Raw genomic sequence first — 14,941 nt, 5'->3', positions numbered from 1 at the left:
TATGAAAATGACGCCCGCCCGCCTTCGCGGCGAACGGGCGCGCCTTTCCTTTGCTTGCTTTATGCTTCCGGCTTGCCGGCCGGAGACGTCATCACGATTCGGTCGCCCTCGAGCTGCAGCTTGATCCGGTTGCTTCCCGCAAGGCCGAGCGCCTCGAGATAATTGGCCGGCACTTGGATGCGGCCCGCGCCGTCCATGACGACGTATTCCTCGTGCGAGTCTTCGACCGCGGACGTCGTCGCTGCTTCCTGCTCCATCTCGGCCAGCCGTTCGGCGTACGAAGCGCGACGAACGAGCTCGCTCGACGTTCGCCCGTCCCGAATCGCGACGACGCGGCTCACCTGCTTCGCCAGCTGCTGGTCGTGCGTGACGATCACGATCGTCAGCCCCAATTCTTGATTCAATCGGTTGAACAGCTCCATGATCAGCGCCGCGGTTTTCGTATCGACCGAACCGGTCGGCTCGTCCGCGAGCAGCAGCTTCGGGTGGTTGGCGAGCGCGATCGCGATCGCGACGCGCTGCTGCTCCCCGCCGGACAACTGGTCGAGGCGATTGTCCCGGCGATGGGACATGCCGACGGCCTCGAGCAGCTCCATGGCGCGAAGCCGCTTTCGCCGGCCTTTCAGCAGGATCGGGATTTCCACGTTTTCCCTCGCCGTTAAGTACGGAATCAGATTCCGCGCTTTGTTCTGCCACACGAATCCGACGGTCTCCTTCTTATATCGCGTCAGCTCCCGTTCGCTGAACTTCAGCATGTCCTTCCCGTCCACCCAGAGCCGGCCCGCGGACGGACGATCGAGCCCGCCCAGCATATTGAGGAGCGTCGACTTCCCGCTGCCCGAATTGCCGATGATCGCCGTCAGCTCCCCTTGCTCGATCGTGAGATCCAGCCCTTGCAGCGCGACGACCTCCAGGTCGGACGTCTTATAGATTTTGACCAAGTTCTCGCATTTGATCACCCGGCACGCCTCCTCCCCGTTAATCCTCGCCCAGCTTGAGCGCTTGATGCAGCTTGACCCTGCGCAGCGACGCCGCCAACGCGATCAGCGCGACGACGAGCATCGCGGCGATGAAGAGCAGCAGCCGCGTCGTATCCTGCGCTTCGATCATCACCTGGAACGGCGGCACGACGCGCCCCGGGTCGAACGACAGCTGAAACAGCGGCACGAACAAGTAGCTGGCCGTCGCGCCGGACAACAGACCGATCGCGAAGCCCGCGCCCGACGTGAGCAGCTGCTCGGTGCCGAGCATGCCGACGATATTGCGGAACGTTAAGCCCATCGCTCGGAAAATGCCGAATTGCAGCGTTCTCCCCTGCAGCGCCAGCACCCAATACAAGAGGAACCCGACCAGCGTGATCGCGAGCGACAACAGAAAACCAAGGCTCATGACGCCGTTCATCGCCATCCGGAACGGATCGCTCCGGCTGTCCGCGACCAGCTCGTTCGTATCGACGAGCGAGACGAGTTGAATTCGCTTTTCGCCGATCGCCGCATATAACGCCTCCCGGTCGTCCGGCGACGCGACGTCGATCCAGACGTCGTACGGCTCCAGCGCCAGCTCGTTCTGGATCGTCTCGAGATGTCCGACGACGAGGTACGGCTTCGGCGCGTCGGGATTCGCCTCCGCCCCGGCCGGGTTCGGATTGAACGTCGGGAAGTAATCGATCGTTCCGTACACCGTCGCTTGCATGCGCGACGTGTCGCTCCAACCGACGTCGATGACGTCGCCGGGCGTCAGCTCGAACGCCTCCGCCATCGACCTCGAGACGAGCACCGCTCTCGGATCCGGCGCGATCAGATTCAAATATTCGTAGAAATGGTAGGGCAGCAATCCGTCCTTCATCCATGACGTCATTCCGAACTCGTCGGTATGGATCCCGATCAAGCGGGCTTGAACGTTCTCCTCCTGCGTCCATACGACGGCTTTCTCCTTCGTGAAGACGCGAGCGGCGCTCCGAACGCCGGGCAGCGACGAGAACACGCCGAAATCGGGCTCGAGATAATTGATCCGATCGCTGACCGGCGGCGGCGCCTCCATCCCCGGACCTGCGGGGGGCGGCGCATCGTCGACCCAATCCTGACGCAGCACGACGTCGGCGCCTTGGGCGTACCAAATTTGGTCCTCCATATTCCCGTTGATCGTTCTCGCGGCGCTGGCGCTGTAGAGCCCCGTTCCGACGGTCAAGACCAGGAACATCATGAACAGCTCGTACTGCCGGCTTCGGCGGCCGACTTGCAGCAGCGAGGAATACTGCGACGCCGTCCATCGCGACTTCCCGATCCAGTAGACGAGCTTCACGAACCATGGATACAACCGCAGCAGCGCCAGGCCGAAGCCGAGGATGAACATCGACGGCACCGCGAACAACAGCGGATCGGTCGCGATGGCGCCGGCGTCGAGACCGAGCGCCGTCATCTCCGCTACGCGCTTGCGGAACGTATATAATCCGTATAACGAAACTGCAAGCAGCACCGCGTCCAACCCGAATCTATGCCAGACGGAGGCGCGGTTGCCGCGGGCGGAGGCGCGCTTCTGATCCACGATGCTGAAGCGCGTCGCAAGGAATACCGGGATTAAGTACACGACGAACGAAAAGGCGGCCGCCGCCCCGGCGAACGCGAAGCTCTCGCCGTCCACCCGTACGGGGAGCGCCTTGCGCTGCACGAAGCTCATGAAGCTGTCGCTCGAGCCCAGCACCGCCGTGAACGCCGCCCCTAGATAAGGGCCTATCAACAGCGCGACGATCGACAGCGCCGCCGACTCCATCGCGAACAACGCGATGAGCTGCCATCGTCCCGCGCCGCGGCTGCGCAGCACGGCGACCTCTGACTTCTGCTTGTCGACAAGCAGCCCGGACACCATGTACAAGTAGAACGCGACTAGGATGTACAGCGGTACGTTCAGCGACCAGAGCAACGACTCCAGCGTGGCTTCCTTCTCCTCGTATACGGACATAATCGCCTCGGCCGGTGCGCGGACGGTAGAGTTGAACGGCATCCGTTTCTTATATTCGGCGTCGATCCGTTCCTTCAACTCCGTGAAGCGAATCGCGGATTCCAGCGTGAATCGGTTATAGTCGAAGCTTGCTTCCCATCGAGCGTTCCCGATCGGCACCTTCGCTCCGTCGACGATCTCGGCTTCGAACAATGCGTCGTCGAGGATGAACGTCGCGTCGTATGCGCTTAGTCGCATGAAATCCCAATACATATCGTTGAGATCCGTCTCCGCGACGACCCCGACGGGAACGATGCGGATCTGCTCGCCCCAGTCGTCGTCGTCGCTGACGACCTCTACCCCGAGCACCATGCCCAACTTCACGAGCGTGCTGTCGGTCACCAGCGCCTCGTATACGCCGTTCTGCGGCTCCGGCGACGGCATGCGGCCGTCGATGAGCCGGACATGCTCCTCCAGCCCCGTTCGCATCACAAGCTTGGCGACGCGGTTTTCCTCCGGATCCATCCGGGTCGGATCCGCCGGAACGATGCGGAACGTCACCGTCTGCCGTTCCTTCACATAATCCAACGCGGTCAGGCTCGGGTCCAGCAGGGCGTCCTTTTCCCACAAGGCGTCGTACGATTTCAGGAATGCGGCTTGCTTCTCCGCATCTTCCGGTTGGAAATTCGGCGTGCCCGTCGCCATGATCGATCCCGGGTACGTGCTCGTCCTTTCGTAGTGCCGCTCCAGCTCTTTCGTCAGCATGCGCTGCAGCGAGGCGTTCTTATAAATGGGCATGCTGCTCGTCAGCGCCGTGCAGAGGCACATCCCCGCCAACAACCCGGCGACGAGCCATCGGTTCTTCGCCATCTTCCGGAACAGCATCGTCAGGATCGCTATCACTTCTATGTCCTCCTACAATCCTATTACTGTAATACGACCTTCGCTCCGGCTTCCAGCCCGTTCACGATTTCCACTTCCGTCGCCGTTTCGAGTCCCGTCTCTACGTCGAGCTCCCTTCGGCTCTCGCCCTCGATCACCTGTACGAACGTCCGTCCGAACAGCTTCCTCACGCCGCTCTTCGGCAGGATCAACGTGTCCTCGCTCTTCGCCGTAATGATGCGCACCGAGGCGGAATCGCCGATCTCCGCTTCCTCCGGCAGCCCCTCGACCTCGATGTATAACGTCTTCGAATACCGATCTCGCAGTCTTTCGTCCTCTTCGAAAGGCGCCGAAGACGGCGTCTGCACGACTTTCCCTGCATAATTCTTGTCTTTGAACACGATATCCGCGGCCATGCCGACCTGCGCTTCGGAGACGGCGCTGCCCGACGACACGCCGAACGCGAGGCGCATCTCCGACGGATCCGAGACGGTAAACAACGTCTGATATTCCTCGACGTAATCGCCCGGCTCCAAGTCCGCGGCGAACGTCACGACGCCGTCGATCTCCGAGCGCAGCTCCCGGTGATCGAACGTGTTTTCGATCGAATCGTACGCCATCGTCGCGATCTCGAGCTCGAGCTCCGCGATGTTTACGCGCCGGGCGTCGCCCGTCGCCTTCGCCTCGTCGAGCGCCAGCTTCTTCTTCTCCACCTCGAGCCGCCGCTGCAGCAGCGTCATCCGCATCTCGCCCGTGTCGAGGCGAAGCAGAACATCTCCCGCCTTCACCTCGTCTCCGGAGCGAACGAGCACTTCCTCGACGCGGCCGCCGGATTCCGTGAAGCGGTGGTACGCCGTCCGCACCGATTCGAACGTGCCCGAGCCGGAGAGCGCGCGCTCGATCGTGCCTACCTTCGGTTCGGCCGTCACGATGCGCGCTTCGGCCGGCTTCGCGAGCGGCGGCTTGAGCGGCTGCTCTTCCGATGGCAGCAGGGAACAGCCCGTCGCGGCTACGGACGCCGACAGCAAGATCGCGAGGCCGGCGACCCGCTTGGATTGTTGCGCGATGCGTCTGCCGCGATCCGCTCGCTCCGTCCGGTCTCCGCCGCGGCGCGGAGCGATGTTACCGTTCGCCTTGTTGTTCGACAATTTCCCCATCCTCCAATGCGTATACGTTATCGACGACGTCCATGATCGCCGGGTCGTGCGTCGTCATTACGATGCTGATCCCTTCCTGCTCCACCAAGTCGCGAAACACCTTAATGATTTGAAAACCCATCTTCGTGTCGAGCTCCGCCGTCGGCTCGTCCGCGAGCAGCACCTTCGGCCGATGCGCGATCGCCCGCGCGATGGCGGTGCGCTGCTGCTCCCCGCCGGACATCTCCTGCGGGCGATGGTGCATGCGCGGCTTAAGCCCTACGAACTCCAACGCCTGCAGAGCGTTCTCCTTCCGGCGCGCCGCCGGCGTCACGCCCGCGATGCGCTGCGAGAACTCGACGTTCTCGTAAGCGGACATAAACGGCACGAGGCCGAACGACTGGAAAATAAGGCCGATTTCCGTACGCCGCAGTTCGTCTCGGGCTCCGTCGGTCATCGCCTGAACGTCTCTACCGTCGTAGAACACATGGCCCGACGTCGGCGCATCCAACGTCGCCAACAGGTTCAGCAGCGTCGTCTTGCCGGAACCGGATCTCCCTTTCAGCGCGACAAGCCTCCCGCGCGGAATCGCCAGATTCGCGTTGCGCAGCGCATGCACCGCCCCTTCGCCTTGTCCGAACACTCTGGAAACGCTTACAGCCCTAAGAATCGGTTGCGGCTCTCCGCCCATGACGCTTCTCCCACCTCTTCGAACGTTTGTTGCATCTTTATCCAAACGGATACAAGCTCTTCCAGCTATTATAAAGAACATGGTTAAGGATGACTACCATGAATTTCATGCGGTTAAGGTCATACTGCGAATGCTAGATTGGGGACGCGTCCATCATCGATCGGAATCTTTCGTTTCGGCGGGGGCGGAAAGCTCGAGGGAAATGCTGCAGGTTCCGCATTCTTCGCGGCTGCGTGCAGGCATTGTTGGGGAGGCGCGCCCCGGTTTGGTATGTAATTTGTTTCGGTAGACGGGAGGTTAGAGGAGAATGCGGCGGGGTTTAACAATATTCGGGGCGGCGCGTCAACCGATTAGGGAGCGGCTCCCCGGTTCATCAGATAAAGTCGGAGAATCTCCGACTAATTCACGCTCCGGTGCCGCCCAGCGACCTGTAGTCGGATTAACTCCGACTATTTCGCGCTCCGGTGCCGCCCAGCGGCCTGTAGTCGGACAATCTCCGACTATTTCGCGCTCCGGCGCCGCCCAGCGGCCTGTAGTCGGATTAACTCCGACTATTTCACGCTCTGGTGCCGCCCAGCGGCCTGTAGTCGGACAATCTCCGACTATTTCGCGCTCCGGCGCCGCCAAGCGGCCTGTAGTCGGATTAACTCCGACTATTTCGCGCTCCGGCGCCGCCCAGCGGCCTGTAGTCGGATTAACTCCGACTATTTCGCGCTCCGGCGCCGCCCAGCGGCCTGTAGTCGGACAATCTCCGACTATGTCGCGCTTCGGCGCCGCCAAGCGGCCTGTAGTCGGACAATCTCCGACTATTTCGCGCTCCGGCGCCGCCAAGCGGCCTGTAATCGGATTAACTCCGACTATTTCGCGCTCCGGCGTCCTCGGGAGGCCGGCCGGAGCTAGCGCAGCAAGCGCCCGATCGCCGCCTCGTACCATGACCACGGCAGCAAATCCCGCGCCGCCGCCATCCAGCCCGCGCCGCGCGGGATCGCGTACCGAAGCCGCGGCCGGCGGGCGTCCGCGATGCGTCCGATCAGCCGCGCCACGTCCCGCGGGTCGCCGCCATTGCGGGCGGACCGCTCCGCTATGCCGCGGATGCGGGCGAGCGGCTTCGCGAACGCCGAATCGGCACCGCCGGCCATCGTCGCGAAGCCCTTGTCCCAGATGTCGGTCCGGTACGAAGCCGGTTCGATCAACACGACGAACACGCCGAACGGCCGCATCTCGAGTCGCAGCGCCTCGCTGAAGCCTTCGATCGCGTACTTCGACGCGGCGTACGGCGCGAAGCCGGGGATCGCGATCCGGCCGCTGACGCTGCTCATATTCACGATCTTGCCGCCGCGCCGCTCCCGCATATGAGGCAGCGCCGCCTTCGTCATCGCGATCGTGCCCCACACGTTCGTCTCGAACTGCGCCCGCATCGCCTCGAGCGACACGTCCTCGACGAAGCCGCCTTGCGCGAAGCCCGCGTTGTTCACGAGCACGTCGATGCGCCCGTACGACGCGATCGTCTCCGCGACGACCGCCTCCGAGCGGCTCGCGTCCGTCACGTCGAGCCGCGACGGAACGATGCGCCGCTCGACGCCTTCCCGAGCCGCCGCTTCGAACAGACGCCGTCCGCGTCCTTCCGGGTCGCGCATCGTCGCTACGACCGTATATCCGCGGCGCGCCAGCTCGACCGAAGCGAGTTGGCCGAAGCCGCTCGAGGCGCCGGTCACGATCGCGACTCGCGTTTCCGAAGCCATACGCGTCCCTCCCCTGCCGAATTAAATCGCCGCCGTTCGTTCCAGATGGTCCACGGCGTGCGCGATGCCGTCTTCGTGAAGCGACTTCGTCACGAACGTCGCGAGCGCCTTCAGCTCGTCGCACCCGTTCCCCATGACGATCGCGCTGCCGACGAGCGCCATCATCTCGAGATCGTTCAGGCCGTCGCCGAACGCGGCGGCTTCCTCCGGCGCCAACGACAGATGCTCCAATAACCGTTTCAACCCGACGGCCTTATTCATGCCGCGCGGGTTGAAGTCGACCGCCCACGGGCGCCAGCGGTGCACATAGAGATCCCCCTCCGCGAGAGACGTGTAGGCTCCCTGCTCGTCCGCCTCGCAATAGACGATGCACTGGTAGATGTCCGGAATCGCCGCCCGAAGTTCCGCAGACAACACCGTCGGTTCAAGAAACCCGATCTCCGACTGCGCTTGCCGGAACCGCGGCGCATCCGCCCGATTCAAATACATCGAATCCGCGGCGTACAGCAGCACCTCATGCCCTCGCGCCTCGGCCAGCGTCAGCCAAGACTGAATCAGCTCCTTAGGAAAAGGCGTCCCCGCCACCGTCGTCCCCCGGTACCCGATATGGCTTCCGTTGCACGACACCGCCCAATCGATCCCGAGCTCTTCCCGCAGCGCGACGAGCTCGAACTCGCTGCGGCCGGTGCAAATCGCTAGCGCTACGCCCTTTTCCTTAAGTTTACGCAGCGCCGTACGGGTCGAATCAGGCAAGTAGTCGCGTTCCCGGAGCGTCCCGTCGACGTCGAATGCAGCCAATTTGATCATACGATCCCTCTTTCCTATCCGAATAGATATGATCTATTTATTAACTACGGTTGCTTCGGACCGATCAATTCCAATTGATAAAACGCAAGATCCAACCATCGCCCGAACTTGTAACCGGCCTTCGCGATCGTGCCGGAATGCCGGAAGCCGAGTTTCTCGTGCAAGCGAATGCTATTCGCGTTGGAGGCGTCGATCCCGCCGACCATGACCGCATACTCCCGTTCGTTCGCGATGTCGATCAAACGTTCCAAGAGCGCTCTGCCGATGCCTTGCTTTCGAAAATCGCGATGAACGTATATCGAATGCTCGATCGTGTACCGATACGCCGCCCAAGCGCGGAACGGACCGAACGAAGCGAAGCCCGCGACGCGGCCGTCGCTTTCGTAGACGAGGACCGGGTACCCTTCCTCGACCTTCGCGTCGTACCACTGTTTCCGCTTCTCTAGAGGATGCGGCTCGTAGTCGTAGACGGCCGTCGTATGCAGGATCGCGTCGTTATAAATGTCCAGTATCGCCGGTAAATCCCGCGCTTCCGCTTGGCGAATCATGCTCGTCCACCTCATCGTTCATTGTATTAATTATTAATCTCATAAATATTAACTCCATTAATCAGTTCGCGCCGCTTTCTGTGCTCGCGGGAGCCGGCCGCGAAGGCCGCGTCGGTCGCGCCGACCGCAGAGAAGCGACCGTGTACAACGCAAGCGCGCTCCAGATGAGCGCGAAGCTCCAGGCATGCCCGTTCGTGAACGGCTCCCGAAAGAGCAAGACGCCGATCGCGAGCGTGATCGTCGGCGAGACGTATTGGATCAAGCCGACGGTGGACAGCGGCAATCGCTTCGCCGCCTGCGCGAACCAGAGCAGCGGAAGCGTCGTCGCGACGCCGGCGAGCAACAGAGGCCAGGCGTCGACGGATCGGAACGGCGCGTCCAGGCCGCCCGCGAAGAGCAGATAGATCAGCGCCGGGGGCAGCACGACCAACGTCTCGCCGAATAATCCGGAGGCCGCGTCGGCGGACGACTTTTTCTTAACGACGCCATAGAACGCGAAACTGACCGCCAGCGCAAGCGCGATCCACGGCGGCTTGCCGAACGAGATCGTCAGCAGCGCGACGCCGACCGCCGCCAGGGCGATCGCCGCCCACTGCAGCGGCTTCGGACGCTCGCCGAGGAAGAAGACCGCCAATACGACGCTTACGAGAGGATTGATATAATACCCGAGGCTCGCTTCGACGACGTGTCCGCTGTTCACGGCGTGAATGAACAGCAGCCAATTCGCGGAGATGAGCGCCGATGCCGCGACGACCGAAAACAACGACCGCTTCGACCGGAACATCCATTTCCATTCTTTCAGCCGCTTGGACCAAGCCAATAGGCACAACACGAACAGGAACGACCATACGACGCGATGACCGAGCACGACGTCCGAAGGCATCCCCTTGAACAAGTTCCAATACAGCGGGAGCAAGCCCCATGAGATATAAGCCAGTATGGCGTATCCGACGCCTGCTTTCATATGTTTTTTCTCTCTTTTCTATTCTATCGTTTCTCCGTCAACCAACCGATGACGTTGTGAGAAATGACGGCCCGATCCCGCTGCAGCGTCTCGGCGGACCCTTCCCGCTCCCCGATGACGCCGCGCTGAAGCACCGCGGGACTGAAGCCTCTCTCCGAAGCTCCGTTATACGTAAACAACACGCAATGCTCCGCCGCGAACCCGGAGACGATCACGTAACGAACGCCGCGCTCCTTAAGCATCGACTCCAGCTCGGTATTCCAGAACGAGTTCGACCATTTCTTATTTACGTATAAATCCCCGGAGGCGCGTTCGATCGACGGAACGATCTCGTAGTTCGAGGACTCCCGTCCTCCTTCGACGTCCTCGTCCTGCACGTGGACGACGATATGGCCGCTCCGACGAAGGAGATTCGCCGAATAATTGATATACTCCGATGCGACGCGAACGTCGTCCTTCCTCTTCTCGTCGCCGATAAACCCGACTTGCATATCGATGATTAGCATTGCAACCGTCATGCGCGATACCCCTTATCATTATAATGGTAGGATCATGACATTTTACCATAAGAGCGGCGAGCTCGTCTTGAAAATGAAAAAAGCGGCGCGTTCGAAACCTTCGGGTTTCCGAAACGCGCCGCTTTTTCTATGGAACATTACATATGAACCGTCTTGCGAGCGGTACGGACCGTCACTTCGACGTTCCACAGTTTGAACGCGAATGCGCGCTTCCACGACGGACGCGCTGCGTTCGTCTTCGCGAGAAGCGCCAAGTGCGCTTCGTATTCCAGGTTGCTATGCTTCTGTGCGGACAATTGTTCCGCTACGTAACCCATCAATTCCATGGTTAACCTTCACCTTCGTTTTCTTGTTTTATTGTAGTGCTTTGCCAAACGTTGCGATTGAAACATCGAGACTACCATGACATTACCGACGGTGTGCTGCTGCATGTTTTGTTGATCGCTCCTCTCGATTTTGGACGTAAAAAAGCCACGGCGAACGTCGTTCACCGTGGCTGAGTTACCCATCACACATATGGACCGCAGGCTGAAGACATCAAGCGTCAGCGTTGCGCTCCCGGGTATGACGGAACCGGGTGAAGCAAAGACGTTCTGTTCAGTTGTGCCGTAAGAGCCGTCGTCGCGATCGTAAACATGTTCCATCACCCCTTCATTAAGTATTGGGAATGTTTTCCCTTGAGTAAATATAAAGGATACGCAATCGTTTTGTCAACGCATTTTTTCAATCATTTTCAATTGTTATTTTGAAAACGAAGCTCGTCCCGCAAACCGCGAACCAGCAAAAAGCAGCCGGCCGCCACGAGAATCGGCTCCAAGACGTTCGCTTCCGGCCCGTCCGTAATGCGATGGAGTCCGAAGATCCAATGGAACGTTACGATATCGAAGCTGAAGAACAATCCGGTCGACACGATAAACCCGTGATAGAAGCTCCTCGGGAAGCGCCGCTTCAGCCAGACGATACAGCCCGCCAAGACGGCGACGCCGAACAAGAGCGCGCCGAGCTTCCCCGCGAGCGTCTGCGCCTTCAAACCGTAGGCGGACGCGCGCGCCGCGTGCAGAAGCAGCTCTGCGAACGCGTAACCGAGGAAGACGCCTCCGGTACGCTGCAGCCAACGCTTCATCCCGCTTCCTCCGTCCTCAAAGACAGCAGCGCGCCGAGCGCTCCGCTGTATTCCCCGTCCGGCACCATGACCGCGCGCGACCCGCGCAGCTCCGTGTACCCGGCGACGACCTTGCGGAGCAGATCGTTGCGAATGAACGACGAGCCGATGTAGAGCACGCAAGACGCGCCGCATTGTCCGGCCGCATGGACGCTGACCGACGCGACCGTCTCGCCGACGAGGCCGACGATGGACGCGAGCACGTCTTCCGGCCGGTCGCTGCCGCCGGTTTGGAGCCATCGTCCGAAGTTGCTGGCCGTCAGCTCGCCCGGAATCGGCGGCGTCGAACCTTCGTAGATGTGACGGACGAGCAGATCGATCTCGTCGCGCTTCCCCGTGGAAGCCAAACGCACGATTTCATCGAATTCCCGCACGCCGGTCGTCATCGCGGACAGCCCGACGAGCGTGCCGCCTCCGACGCCGGTGCCGCCGATGCGCGTATGCCGTTCCCCGTCGACATGGTGAATCGACGTTCCGGTCCCCACGTTCGTAAGCAGGAACGAACCTTGCTCCATGCCGTCGCGGCGCATCAACCAACGAACGCCGCTGCAGGTCGCTTCGAATTCGACCAAATACGACGCCGGGCGCCCGATCAACGCTTGCAGCGGTTTCGCCTTGCCGCCCGTTAGAGCGACGGTCGCGCCGTCCCCGCGCCCCAGCAGCCATGCCGCCGCCCCCTCGAGATCGTCCGACCTGAATTTAAGAAAACGCACGGCGCCGTCCGGCGTCTCGTGCGCGATTTTGATTAACGTGCCTCCGGCGTCGATGCCGATAGATTCTTTCATATCCCCCATAGGACTCCCCTCCTATCGCAAAAACCTTCTCTACTATATAAAAAAAGGAAGACATCCGCAATCGGAAGTCCTCCGCACCGTTCAACGCCGAAATCCGAAACGCTCGACGATCGCCGCCATTCCGCGCGAACCGAACGCCATAGCGAGTCCGAGCGCAAGCTGTACGAAGCCTTCGATCAACGCGCCTCTGTATACGATCGTCTGGTACTCGTTGAGCTCGAACCCGAATACGGGCGGCTGCATGATCGTGTACGTCGACCCGGCCAATCCGGGAACCGCCGAGACGGCCACGACGATGCCCGCGACGGCGAACGCCGGCGCCGCCCAATCGTCCCTGAACGGCTCCCCTTCCGGTTCGGCCGACTTCCGCGTGCCGGCGATCGCGGACGCCGCTCGCCTCGCCGACAGCCAGAGGACGACGGCGATCCCCCCTTGTACGGCGCCGGGAATCATCCCCGCGATCGCCACGGAGGAACGATTGATTTCGCCCCAGGGCAGCTCCGGGACGAGCAGCGTCAACAGCTGGCCCCACGCTTCAAGACTGCGAACGCCCCAGTATAAGGCTAGCAGCCGAAGCCCGATGAATGCGGCCGACTTCGCGTTCATCGTCCCGCACCGTGAAGCGCGGCGAATTCGTCGCGCGTCATGCCGTAATGAAGCTCGTCGTGATACGCGCCGTTCGTGTACATCATGCTCCGCAGCCGGCCTTCGAGCCGGAAGCCAAGCTTCTCATGCAGCCGGATCGACGCCTCGTTGAACGCGAACGCATGCGGCGTTACCTTCTGATACCCGAGCTCGAGGAAGTAATACCGGAGCGTCATTACGATCATCTCCGACGCGTATCCCATGCCGCGATGTCCGTCGGCGACGGCGATGCCGTACTTGAACGTGCCGTGCCGGCGATTGCACTGGAACGTGTCGATCGTCCCGACGGGAACGCCCTCCTTGTCGTCGGCCACCCATCGATTCGAATCGTCGAATCGGGCCTTCTGCTGCTGTTCGAACCAGCTCTGAAACTTCGCGTCCGACATCGGCCCGTGAACGCCGTCGAGATTCCGCGAAACCTCGTCGTCGAACGACCGAAACAAGGCGGCGTCGGACGCCCGAAGCGCCCGAAGCGAGATCCGTTCCCCTTCCCAATACCGATACGCCATCCGGTTCCACTCCCCCTGATTTCCCATTCCTTGGATGAAGTCAACTATACCAAACGGCGGCCGCGCACGGAAGAGGCCTTCCCGAAGGAAGGCCTCGCTCGTTCGAAAGATTTAGGATTCGCATGCGTAACTGAGGATGCCCGCCGCGATGCCGAGCATCGCGCCGACGGCGACCTCCCTCGGCAAGTGTCCGAGCTCTTCCTTCAGCTCCGCGCGACGCTCCCGGTGATACAACCCCGGATGCTGATCGGCGAGCTTCTCGACCCGCTCGTCCAGATCGTTCAACTCCACCGCCATCTCGCCGGCATGGCGGCGGATGCCCATGGCGTCATACATAACGATAAGTCCGAAAATGGAGCTGATCGCGAAGTCGACCGCCTTGACGCCCTTCTTCAACGCGATATACGTCGCCAGCGAAGCGACGCCCGCGGAGTGGGAGCTCGGCATGCCGCCGGTGCGAAACAACGTCTTCCAGTTCCATGTGCCGTTCGTCGCGTATTCGAGCGGCAGCTTCAGGGCTTGGGTCGCCGCGATCGTGCTGAGACCCGTAATAATCGCTCTGTTCATCGACACCACCTCAGTGGTAATGTCGTCCGTTAAGGAAGGAATTATGCCGAAAAGCGAATCGTTATAACTTGGATAAAAACAAGTACGCGTCGTCGTTAAAGCCCGGAAGCCCTTCGTGTCCGAAGTCCGGATATATAATATGGCTCTTCGGGGCGGAAATTCGATTGTACGCCGCAAACTGCGTCGAAGGCGGGCAGATGTTGTCCATCAGACTAATGCCCATAAGAACCTCGCCCTGGATGCGCTCCGCGAGGTACTGCACGTCGATGTAGCCCAGCGTGTTGAACACCTCGGCCTCGCGCTCGTGGCGAGGGTCGAACAGGCGGAAATACGTCCGAAGCTCTTCGTAAGCGTCCTTCGCGAGGTCCATCTCCCAGACGCGCTTGTAGTCGCTGAGGAACGGGAAGATCGAAACGCAGCGCTTCACCCTCGGCTCGAGCGCGGCGCAGACGAGCGCAAGCGCGCCGCCTTGCGAACCGCCGGTCGCGCCGACGCGATCCGCGTCGATCTCCGGCATCGCCATCGCCGCTCTCGCGAGCTGCGCCGTATCAAGGAAGACGTGGCGCATCGTCAGGTGATCCGGGCCGGAATCCAGTCCGCGGATAAACAGACCGCGCAGCGTATTTCCCTTCACGCCGCCCACGTCCTCGGACTTGCCGCCCTGACCGCGGCAATCCATAGCGAAGACGGAGAAGCCGAGGTTCACCCAATTGAGTTTGTCCGCCCAATCGCCCGAGCTGCCGCTATATCCGTGGAAGATCAGCACAGCCGGCGTCGGTCCCGTCGCGCCTTTGGGGCGCAGGTGCTTGGCGTACACCCGAGCGCCCCGTACGCCTGTGAACGTCAGATCGTAGCATTCCGCGTTCGGCGCCTGGAACGCGCTGGGCGTCAGCTCGATTTCCGGCGCCGTCGCGTCGAGCTCCGCCAACGCTCTCGACCAATACGCGTCGAAATCGTCCGGCTTCGGACTGCGTCCTTTATATTGTTTCAACTGTTCCAACGGCATATCCAATGCTGGCATCTGTTCTCTCTCCCTTGT

16 protein-coding genes are annotated in these 14,941 nt (G+C 61.3%); all 16 read right to left on the bottom strand.

The window, feature by feature from the left end:
• Positions 1-59: 59 nt before the first annotated feature.
• The gene (locus FE782_RS10110; protein WP_138193974.1) at positions 60-959 is read right to left on the bottom strand and encodes an ABC transporter ATP-binding protein; all 900 of its coding nucleotides are present in this window, start codon (positions 957-959) and stop codon (positions 60-62) included.
• Between the two features lie 19 nt (positions 960-978).
• Positions 979-3,840 carry an FtsX-like permease family protein gene (locus FE782_RS10105; protein WP_138193973.1) on the bottom strand — a complete coding sequence of 954 codons (2,862 nt, stop codon included), beginning with the start codon at positions 3,838-3,840 and terminating at the stop codon, positions 979-981.
• A gap of 23 nt (positions 3,841-3,863) precedes the next feature.
• Positions 3,864-4,967, bottom strand: coding sequence for an efflux RND transporter periplasmic adaptor subunit (locus FE782_RS10100; RefSeq protein WP_158299328.1), 1,104 nt, complete (start codon positions 4,965-4,967; stop codon positions 3,864-3,866).
• A complete protein-coding gene (locus FE782_RS10095; RefSeq protein ID WP_138193971.1) occupies positions 4,942-5,646 on the bottom strand; it encodes an ABC transporter ATP-binding protein in 705 nt (234 codons plus the stop codon). Before FE782_RS10095 ends, FE782_RS10100 begins: the two co-directional genes overlap by 26 nt.
• Positions 5,647-6,542: 896 nt before the next feature.
• Positions 6,543-7,388 carry an SDR family oxidoreductase gene (locus FE782_RS10090; protein WP_138193970.1) on the bottom strand — a complete coding sequence of 282 codons (846 nt, stop codon included), beginning with the start codon at positions 7,386-7,388 and terminating at the stop codon, positions 6,543-6,545.
• Between the two features lie 21 nt (positions 7,389-7,409).
• On the bottom strand, positions 7,410-8,195 hold the full coding sequence (locus FE782_RS10085) for a Cof-type HAD-IIB family hydrolase (protein ID WP_138193969.1): 786 nt from the start codon (positions 8,193-8,195) through the stop codon (positions 7,410-7,412).
• A 44-nt stretch (positions 8,196-8,239) separates the two neighbouring features.
• A complete protein-coding gene (locus tag FE782_RS10080; RefSeq protein WP_138193968.1) occupies positions 8,240-8,743 on the bottom strand; it encodes a GNAT family N-acetyltransferase in 504 nt (167 codons plus the stop codon).
• Positions 8,744-8,804: 61 nt separating this feature from the next.
• Entirely contained in the window at positions 8,805-9,707 is a 903-nt protein-coding gene (gene rarD / locus FE782_RS10075) for an EamA family transporter RarD (protein WP_138193967.1), read from the bottom strand.
• A gap of 23 nt (positions 9,708-9,730) precedes the next feature.
• Complete coding sequence (locus FE782_RS10070; protein WP_138193966.1) at positions 9,731-10,225, bottom strand: cysteine hydrolase family protein; 495 nt, start codon at positions 10,223-10,225, stop codon at positions 9,731-9,733.
• A gap of 137 nt (positions 10,226-10,362) precedes the next feature.
• Positions 10,363-10,551 (bottom strand): hypothetical protein, encoded by a 189-nt coding sequence (locus FE782_RS10065; RefSeq protein WP_138193965.1) that lies wholly within the window; start codon positions 10,549-10,551, stop codon positions 10,363-10,365.
• A gap of 407 nt (positions 10,552-10,958) precedes the next feature.
• Positions 10,959-11,348 (bottom strand): hypothetical protein, encoded by a 390-nt coding sequence (locus FE782_RS10060; protein ID WP_138193964.1) that lies wholly within the window; start codon positions 11,346-11,348, stop codon positions 10,959-10,961.
• Positions 11,345-12,181 carry a type II pantothenate kinase gene (coaW, locus tag FE782_RS10055; RefSeq protein WP_138193963.1) on the bottom strand — a complete coding sequence of 279 codons (837 nt, stop codon included), beginning with the start codon at positions 12,179-12,181 and terminating at the stop codon, positions 11,345-11,347. The genes FE782_RS10060 and coaW overlap by 4 nt, the downstream gene beginning before the upstream one ends.
• Positions 12,182-12,262: 81 nt before the next feature.
• A complete protein-coding gene (locus tag FE782_RS10050; RefSeq protein ID WP_138193962.1) occupies positions 12,263-12,787 on the bottom strand; it encodes a hypothetical protein in 525 nt (174 codons plus the stop codon).
• Positions 12,784-13,335, bottom strand: a complete 552-nt coding sequence (locus FE782_RS10045; RefSeq protein ID WP_138193961.1) for a GNAT family N-acetyltransferase — start codon at positions 13,333-13,335, stop codon at positions 12,784-12,786. Before FE782_RS10045 ends, FE782_RS10050 begins: the two co-directional genes overlap by 4 nt.
• Positions 13,336-13,446: 111 nt before the next feature.
• Complete coding sequence (locus FE782_RS10040) at positions 13,447-13,902, bottom strand: divergent PAP2 family protein (RefSeq protein WP_138193960.1); 456 nt, start codon at positions 13,900-13,902, stop codon at positions 13,447-13,449.
• 61 nt (positions 13,903-13,963) lie between these two features.
• Positions 13,964-14,923: an alpha/beta fold hydrolase gene (locus FE782_RS10035; protein WP_138193959.1), complete on the bottom strand. Its 960-nt coding sequence runs from the start codon at positions 14,921-14,923 to the stop codon at positions 13,964-13,966.
• Positions 14,924-14,941 lie beyond the last annotated feature (18 nt).

Source organism: Paenibacillus antri (assembly GCF_005765165.1).
GTDB lineage: Bacteria > Bacillota > Bacilli > Paenibacillales > YIM-B00363 > Paenibacillus_AE > Paenibacillus_AE antri.
The sequence above is the reverse complement of the archived record's forward strand: the minus strand, read 5'-3'. Positions and strand labels throughout refer to the sequence as shown.

Excerpts from the sequence above, each read along its gene's own strand:
- FE782_RS10035 (WP_138193959.1), bottom strand. The coding sequence starts at position 14,923 with ATGCCAGCATTGGATATGCCGTTGGAACAGTTGAAACAATATAAAGGA.
- FE782_RS10050 (WP_138193962.1), bottom strand. The coding sequence starts at position 12,787 with ATGAACGCGAAGTCGGCCGCATTCATCGGGCTTCGGCTGCTAGCCTTA.
- FE782_RS10085 (WP_138193969.1), bottom strand. The coding sequence starts at position 8,195 with ATGATCAAATTGGCTGCATTCGACGTCGACGGGACGCTCCGGGAACGC.
- coaW (WP_138193963.1), bottom strand. The coding sequence starts at position 12,181 with ATGGGGGATATGAAAGAATCTATCGGCATCGACGCCGGAGGCACGTTA.
- FE782_RS10090 (WP_138193970.1), bottom strand. The coding sequence starts at position 7,388 with ATGGCTTCGGAAACGCGAGTCGCGATCGTGACCGGCGCCTCGAGCGGC.
- FE782_RS10065 (WP_138193965.1), bottom strand. The coding sequence starts at position 10,551 with ATGGAATTGATGGGTTACGTAGCGGAACAATTGTCCGCACAGAAGCAT.
- FE782_RS10040 (WP_138193960.1), bottom strand. The coding sequence starts at position 13,902 with ATGAACAGAGCGATTATTACGGGTCTCAGCACGATCGCGGCGACCCAA.
- FE782_RS10080 (WP_138193968.1), bottom strand. The coding sequence starts at position 8,743 with ATGATTCGCCAAGCGGAAGCGCGGGATTTACCGGCGATACTGGACATT.
- FE782_RS10060 (WP_138193964.1), bottom strand. The coding sequence starts at position 11,348 with ATGAAGCGTTGGCTGCAGCGTACCGGAGGCGTCTTCCTCGGTTACGCG.
- FE782_RS10070 (WP_138193966.1), bottom strand. The coding sequence starts at position 10,225 with ATGACGGTTGCAATGCTAATCATCGATATGCAAGTCGGGTTTATCGGC.
- FE782_RS10045 (WP_138193961.1), bottom strand. The coding sequence starts at position 13,335 with ATGGCGTATCGGTATTGGGAAGGGGAACGGATCTCGCTTCGGGCGCTT.
- FE782_RS10095 (WP_138193971.1), bottom strand. The coding sequence starts at position 5,646 with ATGGGCGGAGAGCCGCAACCGATTCTTAGGGCTGTAAGCGTTTCCAGA.
- rarD (WP_138193967.1), bottom strand. The coding sequence starts at position 9,707 with ATGAAAGCAGGCGTCGGATACGCCATACTGGCTTATATCTCATGGGGC.